This window comes from Kineosporia babensis (genome assembly GCF_021129305.1).
Taxonomy (GTDB): Bacteria; Actinomycetota; Actinomycetes; order Actinomycetales; family Kineosporiaceae; genus Kineosporia; species Kineosporia babensis.
This window is the reverse complement of the sequence record NZ_JAJOMB010000025.1, coordinates 106,743-123,159: the sequence shown is the minus strand read 5'-3', so window position 1 is coordinate 123,159 and position 16,417 is coordinate 106,743. Positions and strand designations below refer to the sequence as shown.

The window sequence follows — 16,417 nt, the reverse complement described above, 5'->3', positions numbered from 1 at the left end:
ATAACAGGCCTTCGGCGAAGTTGGTCGCAGCTTGGAAGAGCTTGCGGGGGTCGCTTTCGAGAAAATCACAGGACGGTGTGGGCGCCTCAGACGCTCCCCTTCCGTCGGCCGCCGAGCAAGTTGCTGTCCCGGCCGGTGCGCAGATGCAGGACGAGGGGCGCACCAGAGGTGGCTACCTCGCTGCCGAGGGCAGCACGAATGTCCATGACGCTCTCTGCGGTGGGCTGATCGTCCCGGTCGCTACGCGAACTCCTTGCCTGAAGCGGGTTTTCCGCGGTGCTACGGCGCGCGGGCTGGCCGGCCTGCTGATCGCCGGTGCTGTGGTGCCGCTGGGTGCGCAGCCCGGTGAGGCCTTCCCCAGCAGTAGCACGGTGATCTCCAACGCCAACGTGCTGAACGGCAGCGTGACATTGCTGGCTGCCGCGACCGTCAACATCGCGAGCGTGGCCCAGTCGCAGTACCCGGGCACGCCGAGCGCTCAACTGGCTGACCTGACCGGCCTGGGGGCGGCCGTCAACAGTGTGGCCTCGGCCGGTCTGGTCCAGACCACGGCCACCGCCGATCCGTTGTATGACAAGGCCAATGCCACGGCCGACCTGGCCAACCTGAATGTCGCGAGCGGCCTGGTGAGGCTGGGCCCGACGCACTCGGAATGTGTGGCCACCGGCAGCGGTGTCACCGGTACGTCCACGGTCACCGGTCTGCAGCTCGGCGGTGGGCTGAACCTGGGGGCAGCGATCCCCAGCGGCACCATCACGCCGAACTACACCATCCCACTCACCCTCAACGTGCTCGGCGCTCCGGTGACGGCCGGCTCGATCATCCTCAACTACCAGAGCACCGCCAACCAGGGTGCCGGGCAGTACTCGATGAAGGTGATCGCGGTCCGGGTGGTCATCAACGTGGCTGGTCTGGCCGCGGTCAACCTGGACATCGGTACCAGCGAGTGCGGCACGAGCGTCCCGCCCACGCCCGCGATCACCAGCATTTCGCCGACTCAGGGGTCTGAGGCGGGCGCGACCAGCGTCACGATCAACGGCTCCGGGTTCCTCGGCACCACCGCGGTCAACTTCGGCTCGACCCCGGCCACCAGCTACACGATCGACGCCCTGAACAAGATCACGGCGGTCGCTCCGGCGGGCACCGGCACGGTCGACGTGCGGGTGGTCAACCCGACCGGCACCTCGGCCAACACCGCCAGCGACGACTACAAGTACGTCCCCAAGCCGGTGATCACTGCGGTCACGCCGATCCGCGGGCCGACCGCAGGTGGTACGACGGTGACGATCACCGGGACGAATCTGAGCGGCGCCAGCGCGGTTACGTTCGGCGGCACGGCGGCCACCAGTTTCTCCGTCGACAGCGCCACCCAGATCACCGCAGTAGCCCCGGCGAAGACGGCCGGCCAGGTGGACGTTCGGGTCACGACCACCGGCGGTCAGTCCGATGTGGTCAGCGCGGACCAGTACACCTACGTGGCCGTGCCGACCGTGACGGCGATCAGCCCTTCGGTAGGGCAGATCGGCGGGGGTACCACCGTCACCATCACCGGTACGGCGCTGAGCAACGCGTCGGTGGTCAAGTTCGGCAACACCAACGGCACCTCTATCACTGCGAATACCGCGACCAGCCTGACGGTGGTTGCTCCTGCGGGTAGCGCGGGCACGGTGGACGTCACGGTCACCACACCCGGTGGGACGTCGGCCAACACGACAGCAGACGACTTCACCTACGTCAGTACGCCCACCGTCACGAACGTCAACCCGTCCAGCGGGTCGGTGTCCGGGGGTACGTCGGTCACCATCACTGGTACCGGTTTCGCCGGGCTGTCCGGTGCTGCCGCGGTGAAGTTCGGCGGCACTAACGCGACGAGCTACACGGTCAACTCGACCACGAGCATCACCGCGGTCTCACCGGCCGGCAGCGCGGGAACGATCGACGTCACCGTCACCAACCCCGCCGGCACCAGTCCTGCCAGCGCGGCCGACCAGTTCACGTACATCGCTCTGCCGACCGTGTCCAGCGTCAGCCCGGCTACTGGGCCGCTCGGCGGTGGGACGAGCGTGACCATCACCGGTACCGGTTTCACCGGAGCCACGGCCGTGAACTTCGGGGCGAACAGCGCCAGCTTCGTGACGGTGGTGAGCCCGACCCAGATCACGGCCACTTCCCCGGCTGGTACTGCGGGAACAGCGGACGTGAGGGTAGTGACGCCCGCCGGTACGTCTGCCAACACTTCGGCTGACGACTTCGTGTACGCGGCTGCACCCACCGTCAGCGGTATTTCGCCGACAGCGGGGCCGGTCGCCGGGGGTACGAGCGTCGTCATCACCGGTACCAATCTGACCGGCGCCACCGCGGTGCGTTTCGGCGGTACCGACGCCGCGAGCTACACGGTTAACGGGCCGGGCACGAGCATTACGGCGGTTACCCCGGCCGGTTCGGCTGGGCCAGCGGTAGTGACCGTGGTGACGCCGGGCGGGACCGTCAACACCTCCGGGGCCAACCGCTTCACCTACACCGCGGCCCCGGTGATCACCGGGATCAGCCCGAGCCAGGGCGCTGCCGCAGGCGGGCTGGGGGCAACGATCACCGGTACCGGTTTCACCGGCGCCACGTCGGTCAAGTTCGACCAGACCAGCGTGATCCCGCTGGTGCTCTCGGACACGACGATCACCATTGTCGGAGTGCCGGCGCACGCGGTCGGCCCGGTCAACGTCAGCGTCACCACGCCCAACGGCGGTACCAGCGCGGCGACGGCCGCCTCGACCTACACCTACGTCGGTCAGCCCACTCTGACGTCGATCTCCCCGGCTTCCGGTCCTACTGCGGGCGGGAACACCGTGACGCTGACCGGTACCGGCTTCACGAACGTCAACGTCGTCAACTTCGGGTTGCTCACTCCGGCCACGTTCACGGTCGTCTCGGACACCGAGATCCGTGCGACGGCACCGGCTGTCGTGGGTGCCCAGCTCCGTCTGGTGAGCGTCAACAGCGTGGCCTACGGAACCTCGGGCACCCAGCCCTACCAATACGTGGATGCCCCCACGGTCACCTTGCTGACACCCAGCACGGGGCCGGTGGCGGGCGGAACCACGGTGACAGTGGCGGGTAGCGGCTTCACCGGTGCAACCCAGGTGCTCTTCGACGGGGTGCCCGGCACGAACATCGCGATCAGTACCGACTCGACCCTGACCGTGCGGTCCCCGGCCGGCACGGTCGGCGCGGCCGACGTCACGGTTGTGGGTATCGGTGGAACCAGCTCTGCCCTAGGCACGCTGAACGACTTCACGTATGTCGCGGCTCCGGCCATCACGTCGCTGAGTCCGACCAGCGGGTCAGCGGCGTCGGCTACGAGTGTGACCATCACCGGGACCGGGTTCAGTGGGACCACCGGCGTCTCGTTCGGTGGTACTCCGGCGGTGTTCTCGCAGTTGACCGATACCACGATCACGATCCCCGTGGTGCCGCTGCATGACACCGGTGACGTGAATGTCGTCGTCACCACCGCGAACGGCGGATCGAGCGCGGTAACAGCTGCGACGAAGTTCACCTATCTGGGAGCGCCGACCCTGACCGCTGTGTCCCCGAACCGCGGTCCGGCCGGCGGGGGCAATCAGGTCGTCCTGACCGGCACCGGCTTCAACCAGGCCGTCTCGGTGAGCTTCGGGCTGACCAGCACCACCTCGTTCACCAAGAACTCGGACACCCAGATCACGCTGAATGCGCCGCCTGGCGTGATCGGCACTGTCCCGGTGACGGTCTCGGCCGGTGGCGTGAACATCTCCAACAGCGAGAACTACACCTACGCGGCTGCTCCCACCGTCCTGACCGTGAACCCGAACCAGCTGGCGACAACGGGAGGCACTCGCACGGTCACTCTCACCGGAACCGGTTTCACCGGAGCGACCGACGTGAAATTCGGTTCGGTGTCCGGGACTTCGCTGGCGGTGAGCAACGACGGCAGCCTCACCGTGCTCGCGCCGACCGGTACCCCGGGGACCGTGGCGGTCACCGTGGTCGCCCCGGGAGGAACGTCGACTCCGGTCCCGGTGATCAACGACTTCACCTTCATCGGGCAGCCGGTGGTCTCGTCTGTGACGCCGAATACCGGCCCGCTCGGGGGCGGTACCGCGGTGACGATCACCGGCAGCGGCTTCAATACCGCGACCGGGGCGTCTGCGGTCAAGTTCGGCGGCACCAACGCTACGAGTTACGTAGTGGTCAATGACACGACGATCACCGCCATCACTCCGGCCAACAGTGCCGGGGCAGCGGCGGTCACCGTGACCACGGCGCTCGGCGGAACCAGCGCTAGTGGAACGGTCTTCACCTACCTGGGGGCTCCGGCCGTTACGGGGATCAGCCCGGCCGCGGGTCTGCCTACTGGCGGGACCACGGTGGCTATCACCGGCGCGGGTTTCACCCCCACCAGCACAGTGGCCTTCGGACTTACCCAGGTCAGCCAGGCCGACGTGACGTACAACAGCCCGACCAGCATCACGGTCACCTCGTCCCCGGCCGGACTGGGCACGGTGGATGTCCGGGTCACCACAGCCGGGGGTACGTCACCGAACACAGCGGCGGACGACTTCACCTACGTGGGCACGCCGGTGGTCTCCGGTCTCTCGCCGACCGCCGGTGACGCGGCCGGCGGGCAGACCGTGAGCATTACCGGTACCGGATTCATCGGCGTCCTCAACGTCAATTTCGGTGCCACAGCAGCTACTTCGTTCACGCGGCAGAGCGACACCCTGATCACCGCCACCGTTCCGGCGGGCAGCGGCGTGGTGAACGTGCGGGTGACCACCCTGGTAGGGGGCACATCTGCGGCCGCGGCGGCCAACCAGTACACGTACGTCGGAGCGCCGACCGTCAGCAATGTCTCTCCCGATGACGGGCCGGTCGCCGGGGGTACGCCCGTCACCATCACCGGGACGAATTTCACTAATGCAACAGGCGTTCGCTTCGGCAACGTGCTGGGCGCCAACCCGCAGGTGGTCAACGCGACCACCATGACGGTGACGTCCCCGGCCGGGAGCGCCGGAACCGTCCCCGTGACCGTGGTGGGCGTGTACGCGAACTCAGCCGCATCGTCCTCTGCTGAGTTCACCTACCTGGACCTGCCCGAGGTGACCGGTGTGTCACCCGACTCGGGTTCCAGCGCCGGGGGCACCGCCGTGACGATCAGCGGTACCGGGTTCACCTCGGGCTCTGTCGTCAAGTTCGGTGCTACCACCGCCACCACCGGCTTCCAGTTCATCAGCCCGACTGAGGTGCGGGTGACGTCTCCGGCTGGTGCTGCGGGCGTCGTCAACGTCTCGGTGACGACCGACGGGGGAGTCTCCTCCACGACCGGTACGCGAGACGACTTCCGGTACGTGGGAACACCGACCATCAGCGCGTTGGCTCCCACCACGGGGAAGACCGCCGGCGGCGACCTGGTCACCATCACCGGTGGGCAGTTCTACGACGTGACCAGCGTGACGTTCGACGGCGTGGCGGGGACCGCCCTGAACACGACGGGTAGCCCGACCTCGATCACCGTTCGGACTCCGCCGCACGCGGCCGGGCCCGTGAGCGTCCTGGTGAACACCACGGCGGGCGGGGTCTCGGCCCCGGCCACGTTCACCTACGTCGCGGCACCGTCTGTCGGGGGAGTTACCCCGGACGACGGAGTTCTGGGTGGGGGTACCAGCGTGACGCTGACGGGTAGCGGATTCACCGGGGCGACGCAGGTCAACTTCGGCACCGTGCCCGCGACGAGCTTCACCGTGGACTCGGCCACCCAGATAACGGCGACCAGTCCTGGTATGAGCATGCCGGGCACGTTCGACGTGACCGTCGAGGGCCCGTACGGCACCTCGGCCACCAACACGAACGCGCAGTTCACCTACGCCGGTCCGCCGACCGTGACAGGGATCAGCCCGACCCGGGGTGCGCTCGCCGGCGGTACCGAGGTGACGATTACGGGTACCGGGTTCACTGCTGGTACGACGGTGACGTTCGACGGCGTGGCAGCGACGGTGCGGTTCGTCAGTGCGACACAGGTCGTGGCCACCACCCCGGCCGGAAACGCGGGCACGGTGGCGATGGTGCTGAACAATGGCTCGGGCAGCGCGCCGGGGGTGAATTTCACCTACGCCGACCTTCCGGCGGTCACGTCCGTCACTCCGCCGCAGGGACGAGAAAGCGGTGGAACGGCTGTGGTGGTGCGGGGTTCCGGGTTCTCCACCGCGACCGGGGTGAAGTTCGGCCCGGACACAGCGTCGTTCTCGATCGTCAGTGACACCGAGATCACGACCACCTCGCCTGGTGGCACGGGTTCCGTGAACGTCCGGGTCACCAACGACATCGGGACGTCTCAGGCGGTGTCGGCGAACGCGTTCCAGTACCTGCCGGCGCCGACGGTGACCGGGGTGACTCCGGCCTCCGGGCCGCTGAGCGGGACCACGACGGTGACGGTGAACGGCACCGGTTTCGTGGCCGGAGCGACCACCGTGGACTTCGGTTCCGCCCCGGGGACCAGCGTCAATGTGATCAGCCCGACCCGGCTGACGGTCATCTCGCCGTCGTCGGCCACGGCCCAGGTGGTGAATGTGCTGGTGACCACGGCCAACGGCACCTCCTCGGGGGCCGGGACGGCGAACGACTTCGCCTACGTGGCAGCGCCTTCGGTAGGTGGGATCAGCCCGACGGCGGGTCCGGTCGCCGGCGGGACCGTCATGACGATCAGCGGTACGGGCTTCGCGGACGCTACGACCGTTCGCTTCGGGACGGTGTCGGTGCCGTTCGTGGTGAACACGGACGGGACGATCACTCTCACGGTGCCGGCGGGCTCTGCGGGTCTGGTCGACATCACGGTTACCGGACCGGGCGGAACCTCGGCGGTCACACCGAACACGCGTTTCCGCTATCAGGTGGTCCCGGCGATCAGCGGGATCAGCCCGGCTCAGGGGGCTGTCACCGGCGGTACGGCGATCGTGATCACGGGTACCGGATTCACCGGGGCTACGCGGGTCACCGTGGGTGGGAACGACATGGCCTCGTTCACGGTGGACAGCGACACGTCGATCCGGGCGGTCACCCCGGCGGGCCTGATCGGTGACCGGCCGGTGCGGGTGACCACACCGGGCGGGCTCTCCCCGGCGTCCACCTTCACGTACCTGGCGGCTCCGGACGTAAGCGCTATCGACCCGTCCGTTGGCCCGATAGCCGGTGGCACTCAGGTGACCATCACCGGTACCGGGCTGACCGGCGCCACCTCGGTCTCCTTCGGGGGTACGACTGCGACCCCGACGGTCAACAGCGACACCTCCCTGACGGTGACCAGCCCGGCGCACGCCGCCGGGACGGTAGACGTCACGGTGACCGGCCCTCTTGGGACCAGCGCTGCGACCACCAGTACCCGTTTCCGGTATGTCGAACCGGGCGCGGCACCGGCGCTGAGTTCGGTCAACCCCCGGCGCGGACCGGCGGCGGGCGGCAACACGGTGACGCTGAACGGCCTGGGCTTCACCGGCGCCAGCGCAGTGACCTTCGGCGGACAGTCGGCCTTGTACACGGTTGTCAGCGACACCGAGATCACGGTGACAGTGCCGGAGAACGGGGACGGCACCGTCACCATCCGGGTCACCACGGCGAACGGCACCAGCACGGACGAACTCACCTACACCTACGTGCCGTTGTCGGAGCTGCCGCGGGTGGACTCGCTGAGCCCGAACGTGGGGCCGGTCGCCGGGGGTACACCGCTGACCATCACCGGGGCCCGGTTCGACGAGCAGACCACGGTGACGTTCGACGGGATACCGGGGACGAACCTGACCCTGGGACCGGATGTCGGCGGATCTGTGCTGCAGCAGGCGGTGCCGTCGACGATCCGGGCTGCCTACTCGGAGACGCTGACCGTGACCTCGCCGGCTCACGCGGCCGGTCTGGTGACCATCGCGGTGACGAACGCGGCAGGCACGACGACCTTCGTGCAGTCGTTCACGTTCATCCCGCTGCCCTCGGCGGTCGCTTTCCCGGTCGAGGTTCCGGCCGGTACCACGTCGGTGATCGCGCCACGGGGACCGGACTACACCGACCTGGTGGTGGATGCCTGCAGCGCGCCCAGTCGCGGCACGGTCGTGGTCGGGCCGAAGGGCCAGGCCTGCCTGTACACCGCGCCGGACGAGGTGGGCTCGGACGAGTTCACCATGGACATCACCGACGTGATCGGGCAGTCCACCACCCAGACCGTGGAAGTCACCGTCGTGCCGGGCGACGGCACCGGCACCGGCGGCGAGGGGGGTAACAACAACGGCGGCGACGGTGATGGCACGGGGACCGGCGGCGAGGGCGGCAACGACACCGGTGGCGACAACGGAACTGGCACCGGCGGTGAGGGAGGCAACTCCTCCGGCGAAGGCGACGGATCCGGCAGCGGTTCGGGGACGGGTTCCGGCGGCGGCAACGACGGCCTGGCCTTCACCGGAACGCCGTACTTCCTGGTCCCGCTGATCGGGCTGGGCTTCGGCCTGATCCTGGTCGGCTCCGGACTGGTCAGCGTCGACCGGCTGCGAAACCGGTCCCGCCGCAGGTAGAGCACTGGTTTTCGACGGCCGGGGATCTCCGTCTCACGACGGATGTCCCCGGCCGTCGGCGTGCCTACCGTAGATCTGTGCTGAAACGGGTTCCGCGGCGGCTCCTGCGCTGCTTCGACGTCGTCCTCGCGGTGGGGATGGCGCTGTTCATGTGGTCGGTGGCGCAGTGGGCCACCCAGCCTGAGTCCCCGGCCGTGCGCTGGACGACCGTCGCGGCGGCGCTGGCCTCGGGCATTGTGCTGTACTGGCGCCGCCGGTTCCCGGTCCACGTGATGGCGGTCAGCCTGGCGACCGGTGCCGTCACGCAGTTCTACGCCTCGCACGGCCTGTTCCCCTACGCCGCGCTGATCGCGTTGTGGGCGATCACCGCCCGCCGCCGGGTGTTCTGGTCGCTGCCTGCGCTCGCCGGTGTGCTGGGCCTGACCTGGCTGGCCAAACGCCAGGACCTGCACCCGGCCGGGGACATCGAGTTCGCCATGGTGGTCGTGGTGGCCGTCTGGGCGTTCTCGTTCGCGCTGCGCAGCCACCGGCTGATGATCGAGCAGGCCGCTGCCCGGGTCGCGGTGGAGGACCAGGCCCGCCTGGCCCGTGACATCCACGACGTGATCGCGCACAGCGTCTCGGTGATCGTGGTGCAGGCCGCGGCCGCCGACGACGTGTTCGAGGCCCGGCCCGACCGCGCTCGCGAGGCCCTGCGCTCGATCGAGGCGACCGGCCGGGATGCGCTGAGCGAACTGCGCCGGCTCTTGGCGGCCGACCCGGCCGTGAACCCGGAGCTGACCGTGAAGGCGACACCCCCGTCCCCCGTTACTACGCCTCAGCCCACGTTGGCCCGGCTGCGCCCGGACATCGTTGCACCGATCGAAGCCGCGGGCCTTGACGTTGATCTGGTGGTCGACGGGGACATGTCCGGGCTGCCGTTGGGCGTACAGCTGACCGCGTTCCGGATCGTGCAGGAGTCGCTGACGAATGTTCTGCGGCACGGCCGCGGGGCCGGGGCTCAGGTGCGGCTGCTGCAGGGGGAAAGGGAGCTGCAGGTCGTGGTGGAGAATATGTGCCGGGGCGATGAAAAGCCTCGGCCACAAGGAATTGGTGGGGTAGGACGCGGGATCGTGGGTATGCGGGAGCGGGCAACTTTGGTCGGGGGAGTGTTGGAGGCAGGACCAACCCCGGACGACGGATTCCGGGTGGTTGCCCGGCTGCCGGTGAAATCGGCGGTGCGGCTGTGAGCAGCATCCGGGTGCTGGTGGCCGACGACCAAGAGCTGGTCCGCAGCGGGTTCGGGATGATCCTGGACGCGCGCGAGGACCTGGAGGTGGTGGGGGAGGCCGCCGACGGCGCCGAAGCCGTGCGCCTGACGCAGGAACTCACCCCCGACATCGTTCTGATGGACGTACGGATGCCGGTGATGGACGGCCTGGAGGCCACCCGCCGCATCGTCGCCTCCGGGGTAGGCACGCGAGTGCTGGTGCTGACCACGTACGACGTGGACGATGCGGTGCACGCCGCGCTGCGCGCCGGGGCCAGTGGCTTCCTGCTGAAGGACGTGCGCCCGGCCGACCTCGCCGAGGCCATCCGCGTGGTCGTGCGCGGGGACGCCCTGCTCGCCCCCTCGGTCACCCGCCGCCTGATCATGCGGTTCAACGCGCTGTCCCCGGACGGTCCGCCGCCCGACCTGGCCACCCTCACCGAACGCGAGGTGGAGATCCTGCGCCTGGTGGCGCTCGCGCTGTCCAACGCCGAAATCGCGGCGCGGCTGTGGATTACCGAGGCCACGGTGAAGACGCACGTGTCGGCGGTGCTGCGCAAGCTGGGGCTGCGGGACCGGGTGCACGCCGTGGTCGCCGCCTACGACGCCGGGCTGGTGCTGCCCCGCCGTTGATCAGATGGCGTCGAACAGCTGACGCTTGCGCGCCTCGAACTCGGCGTCGCCGATCGTTCCGGCCTGGTGCCGGGCCTTCAGCAGAGCGAGCTCGGCCAGGGGATCGGTCGGCGGTGCGGTGTCGGGGGAGCGCAGCGTGTTCTCGGCGAAGGTCTCGGCCTGGGTGCCCAGGATCTGATCCACGACCAGTTCGCCCGCCGAGGTGGTCAGCGTGAGAGTGCCCAGGCCCCGGTGCACCTGACCGGAAGCGGCCCGGACCTCGGCCCGGTCGATCACCAGTGCCTGCTGGGGGCCGGTGCCCTCGGCGGTGAACAGCACTCGCCGGGTGGTCAGGGCCAGCAGCCCGGCCTGCTTCCCGCGGCGGCCTTCGATGAGCTGCTGAACCACCTCGTTCTCGCTCAGCAGCGTTGCCAGAGTGGCCAGTTCACCCTCGCACGGGCGCCCGAAGGCGGCCCGGTCGGCGGCCTCGACCAGGTCTTCGCGCATCTGGGCGGCCCGGAGCTGATCGCTCACGGGAGCGCGACGCAGCCAGGTCAGCCAACCGGTATCCATCCGGCCATTGTCGCAGGCTCCCTCGCGCCGCCCGGGATCTCATGCTCAGGAGCGATGCCGGCCGCGGTGGTGATCTTCTAGCGTTGCTGCTCATGGGAGAGCAAAAGTTCAGGGCTGTGCCGGTTTTCGGTCTCGCTCTGCTGGCGCCGTTCTGCGGCGAGTACCTGCTGGGCAGTATCACCCTGCACGACCTGGTCAATCTTCCGTGGCTGATGCCGCTGTACGGGGCGGCCGCGCTGCTGGTGCGCGAGTTCGTCCGCGGGTCCGGGCGGGGGTGGCCGAGCATCCTGTTGCTGGGTGCGGCTTTCGGCGCGGTCCTGGCCGGGGCGGTCGATGCGTCGATGTTCGATCCGGACTACGCGGGGTACGACCTGAGCGGGCCGGTGGTGCCGGGGATCGACTGGAACATCTACTGGGGGATGGCCTTCATCGTCACCCACGCCATCTACAGCATCGCGCTGCCGATCGCGATCGTGGAGGCCCTGTCCGAGCGCGGGGGAGACCATGCGCCGTGGATGGGGCAGGTCGGGTACTGGAGCACGGTGGCCTGGCTGGGCGGTGGGTTCGCGCTGATCGGGGCGGACTCGCGCACCACCGAGGACTACTGGCCGACGCTGCCGCAGCAGGGTTTCACGGTGATGCTTGCTCTCGCCTTCGTGGCCCTTGCCTATCCCGGTGATAACAGGCTTTCGCGATTTTCTGACAGAAAATTTGGAACTGCCGGCGAAGAAGGCGGGGGTGAACTCGGCAAAGCCGAGCGAGGCGTTGAAACGGGCCAGTCGCCTGGGTCACGCCAGGCAGACCACACCACCGGCAGTGCTGATCGACCGACCAAACTGCCCTCGCCCGTTCTCACCTGGCTGACCGCGTCCCTGGTTCTGCTGCTCTTCAACGTGCTGCCCCCGACCTGGCTGGGCGCCACAACGGGGATCGTCCTGGCCGTTGGGTCTTTCCTCGTCGGCGTCTGGCTGAGCCGAAAACCAGGCTGGAGTGAGCAGCACCGGCTCGCGCTGGCGGCCGCCGCCATCACTGTGGGGGCGCCGTTCTCGTTCGTCGTCGGTGACTTCACCGGTTTCACCGACGGCGTCTCGCTCCTGGGGTACGGCTTGTTCGGCCTGGTCGCGGGTGCCTTGTTGCTGGCGGGATTCCGGTATCAGCGTCGGGAAGAGACGGCCAGGTAGCCGGGTTGGCAACGGCGTCCGTGAACCGACGAGAGGAAGTTCAGTGCGCGCGATCGTCTACACCGAGACCGGCGACGCCGGGGTGCTGTCCCTGACCGAGCGCGAGATCCCGCGGCCCGGGCCGGGCGAGGTACGGGTGCGCGTGGTCGTCTCCGGGGTCAACCCGACCGACTGGAAAAGCCGTAAGGGCGCCAGCACCCGCGAACGTGGGGCCGGTGAGTCGGTGCCGAACCAGGACGGCGCCGGCGTCGTGGACGCGGTGGGCCCGGGCGTGACCAGCCTGGTTCCGGGTGACCGGGTGTGGATCTATCTGGCCGCGCCGGACTACGGTGCGACAGGCACCGCGCAGGAGTACACGGTTCAGCCTGAGCGTCGGCTGGTGAAGCTCCCGGACGAGGTTTCGCTGGAGGTGGGCGCGTCGCTGGGGGTACCGGCGATGACGGCGCACCGGGCGCTGACGGTGGCCGAGGACGGGCCTTCGCGGCTGGCGCCCGGCGCGCTGAAAGGCAAGGCGGTGCTGGTCGCGGGTGGGGCCGGGGCGGTCGGGCATGCGGCGATTCAGCTGGCGCGCTGGGCCGGAGCCACGGTGCTGACCACGGTGAGCGGGCCGGAGAAGGCGGCGCTGGCGGGGGCCGCGGGTGCCGAGCACGTCATCAACTATCGGGCAGAGGACGTGGCGGCGCGGGTTCGTGAGGTCTGTCCCGAGGGCGTGGACGTGGTGGTCGAGGTCTCGCCGGCGCAGAACCTGGGCATCGACCTGGCCGTGGTGAAGCCGCGGGGTGTGGTGGCGCTGTACGCGAACGACGGCGGGCAGGACATCACGCTGAACATCGGTGCGGGCATGGGGCCGAACGTGCGCCTGCAGTTCGTTCTGCTCTACACCGTGGGCGATGCGGCGTTGCTGGCGGCCGCTGAGGACGTGGCCGCGGCGGTGGCGGACGGTGCGCTGCCGATCGGTGAGGAGCACGGTCTGCCGTTGCTGCGGTTCGGGCTGGACGAGATCGCCGCCGCCCATGACGCGGTCGAGCATGCTGCCGTGGGCAAGGTGCTGGTTCAGGTCGGCGCCGAGTAGGCCCAGTAGTCAGGCCCGGCGGGCGCTCTGGGCGAAGTCCAGCACGCCCTTGGGGTCGTACTTCTTGACCACCTTCGTCAGCCGGGTGCGGTTCTTGCCCCAGTACGCGCTGGCCCAGTCCTGCTGCCCGGCGTTGAGGTAGTTCACGTACGAGCCCTTGCCGGCTACCGGGGCCAGCGCCGTCTGCAGGTCCAGCACCGCCGGGTCGCCGGCTGCGTCGGAGGTGTAGATCTGCACCGAGGCCAGGGCCTTGCGATGCACGAAAGCGGTGTCGGCCGGGGCGAAGTCGGCCACCTCACCGCCCAGGGAGTCGAACAGCAGCACCAGGCCGCGCCGGCTGGCCATGAGGTCGGTGATCCGCTGAGCCTGGGCGGTGCTCAGGGGGGCGTTCAGGATGCGGGAGGCCGCGCGGAACTTCTCCCGGCCGGTCCTGCCGCCGGCGAAGTACTTCATGGCGTCGAGGTAGGTGTAGCTCTGGGTGCTGCGGGCGCTGGGATCGGTACCGACGGCGGCGATCAGGGTGCTCAGGTGGGGCGGAAGCTTGGACGGGGTGCCCACGAAGGTGCCCACGATCCGGTTGCGCGGGGCCGGGTCGGTGGCTGTGCCGGTGTTGATGTGGCATACCGAGGTGATCGCCTTGGGCGCAGTCTCGATCCACTGGCTCCAGGCACTCAGCGCCCGGGTGGTGGCTGCGGTGGGGAAGGTCAGGGAGAAGACGGTGACGGTGGGTGCGGCGCTGGTGGTGAAGGTCAGGTCGGTCACCACGACGCCCTGGCCGCCACCGCCGCCGCGCAGTGCCCAGAACAGGTCGGAGTTGCGCTGGGCGTCGACCTTCAGCAGTTCCCCGGTGCCGGTCACGACGTGGGCCGACTTCAGGTGGTCACAGGTCAGGCCGTAGGGGCGCGAGAGCACACCGATGCCCCCGCCCAGGGTGAGCCCGGCGATCCCGACGGTCGGGCAGGAACCACCCGGCAGAACCCGGCCCCGGGCGGCGAGCGCCTTGTACACGTCGGCCAGGCGGGCGCCGGCGCCGATCTGGGCGGTGCCGTCGTTGCTGATGGTGATCTTGTTGGCCCGGGTGACGTCGATGACCAGTCCGCCGTTGGGGGTGGAGTAGCCGGCGTAGCTGTGGCCGCCGGAGCGGGCGGCGATCGGGATGCCTTGCCCGGCGATCCGGGTGATGCAGCGTTTGACGTCGTTGCGGCCGGTGATCTGGGCGATCGCGGCGGGGGTGCGGGTGCCGAGGGCGATGTTGTAGGGGAGCGCGGCCTCGGTGTAGCCGTTGTCGCCGGGCAGGAGCAGGATGCCGTCCAGGCTCTTGCGTAGCCCGGCCCAGTCGGGGGCGGCAGCGGCCTGGGCCTTCGGCGTCTGAGTCGAGCCGTACGCCAAGGCGGCGGCCAGGCCGATGAAGGTACGGCGGCCGAGGGTGCTGGGTTGTGTGGCCATCATGGCGCTCCTGGTGAACGAACCGGTGATGTGGAGGTTCGATGCCGCAAGGGCCGGAAAAGTTCGGATCAAGATGGCACGTTATGCCCGTTGTCGCTTTCCGTCACGTCAGATCGTCCGGGAGGGTGGTCGGGCGGTGCGGCATGCAGTCCGGCGCCGGGGAGTCGATGGATTTACGTGTCGAGTCAACGGCCTCATGCGCGGGTGTCGCAGATCTTTGTGCTGCGTGCCTGTGCTGTGCTCGCGGTCGTCTCGATCGCGGTGACTTTGCTGCCCGAGCCCAATACTCAGGGTGCCTCGGTCGCCTACCTCGGTTCGGTGCTGATGTCCGGCATCTTTCTGGTGCTGTCCATGCGGGCGTTGCCGTCGTACCGGCGGGGTCCGTGGCGGTGGTTCGTGCCGGCGCTGGGGTTGGTGGCCTGTGGCGAGGTGTGGCTGAAGACCCTTCAGGTGACGGCGCCGGATGTCTGGCCCAGTCCGGCTGATGCGTTCTACCTGATCGGGTACGTGCCGTTGGCTTTGGGGACGTTGCTGGTGGACCGTCAGCGTGGGGCGCGGACCCAGTTCGGTGGTCTGCTGGATGCCATCGTGGTCTCGGCCAGTGCTCTGGTGCTGTCCTTGGTGTTCCTGGTGATTCCGGTGCTGACCAGCCCGGACATGACGGCGATGGGTAAGCTGGTGGGCTCGGCCTACCCGCTGGCCGATGTGGTGCTGTTGTCGCTGGTGGTGCGGCTGCTGTTCACCACCGGCACCCGCACGCTGTCGATCTGGTGCCTGTCGGCCGGTCTGAGCTGCGTGGTGCTGGCCGACACGCTGCAGAACATCGAGGCGGTGACCGGCACGGACGTGGCCCGGGGCTGGATGAACCTGTTCTGGCTGATCTCCTACGTGTTCTACGCTCTGGCGGCCTACCATGCGCAGCGCGACATCGAGGCTCCGCCCCCACCCCCGCAGGCCTCCGGCCTGACGCTCGGGCGGCTGTCGTTCCTCGCCTTCGCCGCCGGTCTGCCGGCCGTGCTCGAGGTCAGCCTGGCCGCCGACAACCGCTCGGGCTACGGCCTGCACCTGGGCCTGGGCTCACTCCTGATGCTCGCCCTGCTGGTGGCCCGGATCTGGGACCTGCTGCGCGAACTGAACGCCACCTCCGAGCAGATGGCCGTGCTGGCCCGCACCGATCCCCTCACCGGCCTGGCCAACCGCCGCACCTGGGACCTGGAACTGGACCGCTACCTGATCGCGGCCCGGGCCTGCAGGACCAAGGTGCTGATGGCCGGACTGCTCGACCTGGACCACTTCAAGAAGTACAACGACACCCAGGGCCACCAGGCGGGAGACGACCTGCTGCGCGAGGCGGCCCAGGCCTGGCTCAAGGAAGTGGACGGCGCCGGGGTCCTGGCCCGCTGGGGCGGCGAGGAGTTCGCCGTGCTCATGCTCTGCCCCGACGAGGCCGGCGCGCTGGACCTGATGGACCGGCTGAGACAGGCCGTTCCCCGGGGCCAGACCTGCTCGGTCGGCGCAGCCCGCTGGGACGGCAGCGAATCAGCGCCGCGCCTGCTGCAGCGCGCCGACGAAGCGCTCTACCGGGCCAAGTCCGAAGGCCGTAACCGCACCGTCCTCGCCCCACCAGCGGCCGTCCCCAGGATCCCGGCCCAGCGCAAGGCCGGCGACTCGGCCGGCAGCAACGTGAGCGTCTGAGCCC

General features: G+C 69.2%; 8 protein-coding genes. 6 read left to right on the top strand and 2 right to left on the bottom strand.

All coding sequences use genetic code 11. From position 1 onward, the window contains the following. The first annotated feature begins 77 nt into the window (after window positions 1–77). The 3 genes from LR394_RS34045 (at window position 78) to LR394_RS34035 (ending at window position 10,467) form a co-directional block, all read left to right on the top strand. Window positions 78–8,585, top strand: coding sequence for an IPT/TIG domain-containing protein (locus LR394_RS34045; protein WP_231448749.1), 8,508 nt, complete (start codon window positions 78–80; stop codon window positions 8,583–8,585). A 77-nt stretch (window positions 8,586–8,662) separates the two neighbouring features. Further along, on the top strand, window positions 8,663–9,814 hold the full coding sequence (locus LR394_RS34040; RefSeq protein ID WP_231448748.1) for a sensor histidine kinase: 1,152 nt from the start codon (window positions 8,663–8,665) through the stop codon (window positions 9,812–9,814). Then, window positions 9,811–10,467: a response regulator gene (locus LR394_RS34035; protein WP_231448747.1), complete on the top strand. Its 657-nt coding sequence runs from the start codon at window positions 9,811–9,813 to the stop codon at window positions 10,465–10,467. The genes LR394_RS34040 and LR394_RS34035 overlap by 4 nt, the downstream gene beginning before the upstream one ends. On the opposite strand, the gene LR394_RS34030 is transcribed toward LR394_RS34035, so the two are convergent. Continuing rightward, a complete protein-coding gene (locus LR394_RS34030) occupies window positions 10,468–11,019 on the bottom strand; it encodes an SHOCT domain-containing protein (protein WP_231448746.1) in 552 nt (183 codons plus the stop codon). 92 nt (window positions 11,020–11,111) lie between these two features. On the opposite strand from LR394_RS34030, the gene LR394_RS34025 reads away from it, so the two are divergent. Both LR394_RS34025 and LR394_RS34020 read left to right on the top strand, forming a co-directional pair. Further along, window positions 11,112–12,200 (top strand): hypothetical protein, encoded by a 1,089-nt coding sequence (locus tag LR394_RS34025; protein ID WP_231448745.1) that lies wholly within the window; start codon window positions 11,112–11,114, stop codon window positions 12,198–12,200. 43 nt (window positions 12,201–12,243) lie between these two features. Continuing rightward, window positions 12,244–13,272: an NADPH:quinone reductase gene (locus tag LR394_RS34020; protein ID WP_231448744.1), complete on the top strand. Its 1,029-nt coding sequence runs from the start codon at window positions 12,244–12,246 to the stop codon at window positions 13,270–13,272. Between the two features lie 9 nt (window positions 13,273–13,281). Here the strand turns inward: LR394_RS34020 and LR394_RS34015 are convergent, their stop codons facing one another. After that, complete coding sequence (locus LR394_RS34015; RefSeq protein WP_231448743.1) at window positions 13,282–14,718, bottom strand: FAD-binding oxidoreductase; 1,437 nt, start codon at window positions 14,716–14,718, stop codon at window positions 13,282–13,284. Window positions 14,719–14,922: 204 nt separating this feature from the next. On the opposite strand from LR394_RS34015, the gene LR394_RS43395 reads away from it, so the two are divergent. Next, a complete protein-coding gene (locus tag LR394_RS43395; RefSeq protein ID WP_231448742.1) occupies window positions 14,923–16,413 on the top strand; it encodes a GGDEF domain-containing protein in 1,491 nt (496 codons plus the stop codon). Window positions 16,414–16,417: the final 4 nt, after the last annotated feature.

Coding starts and splice junctions, on each gene's coding strand:
- LR394_RS34025 (WP_231448745.1), top strand. CDS start 11,112: ATGGGAGAGCAAAAGTTCAGGGCTGTGCCGGTTTTCGGTCTCGCTCTG.
- LR394_RS34015 (WP_231448743.1), bottom strand. CDS start 14,718: ATGGCCACACAACCCAGCACCCTCGGCCGCCGTACCTTCATCGGCCTG.
- LR394_RS34030 (WP_231448746.1), bottom strand. CDS start 11,019: ATGGATACCGGTTGGCTGACCTGGCTGCGTCGCGCTCCCGTGAGCGAT.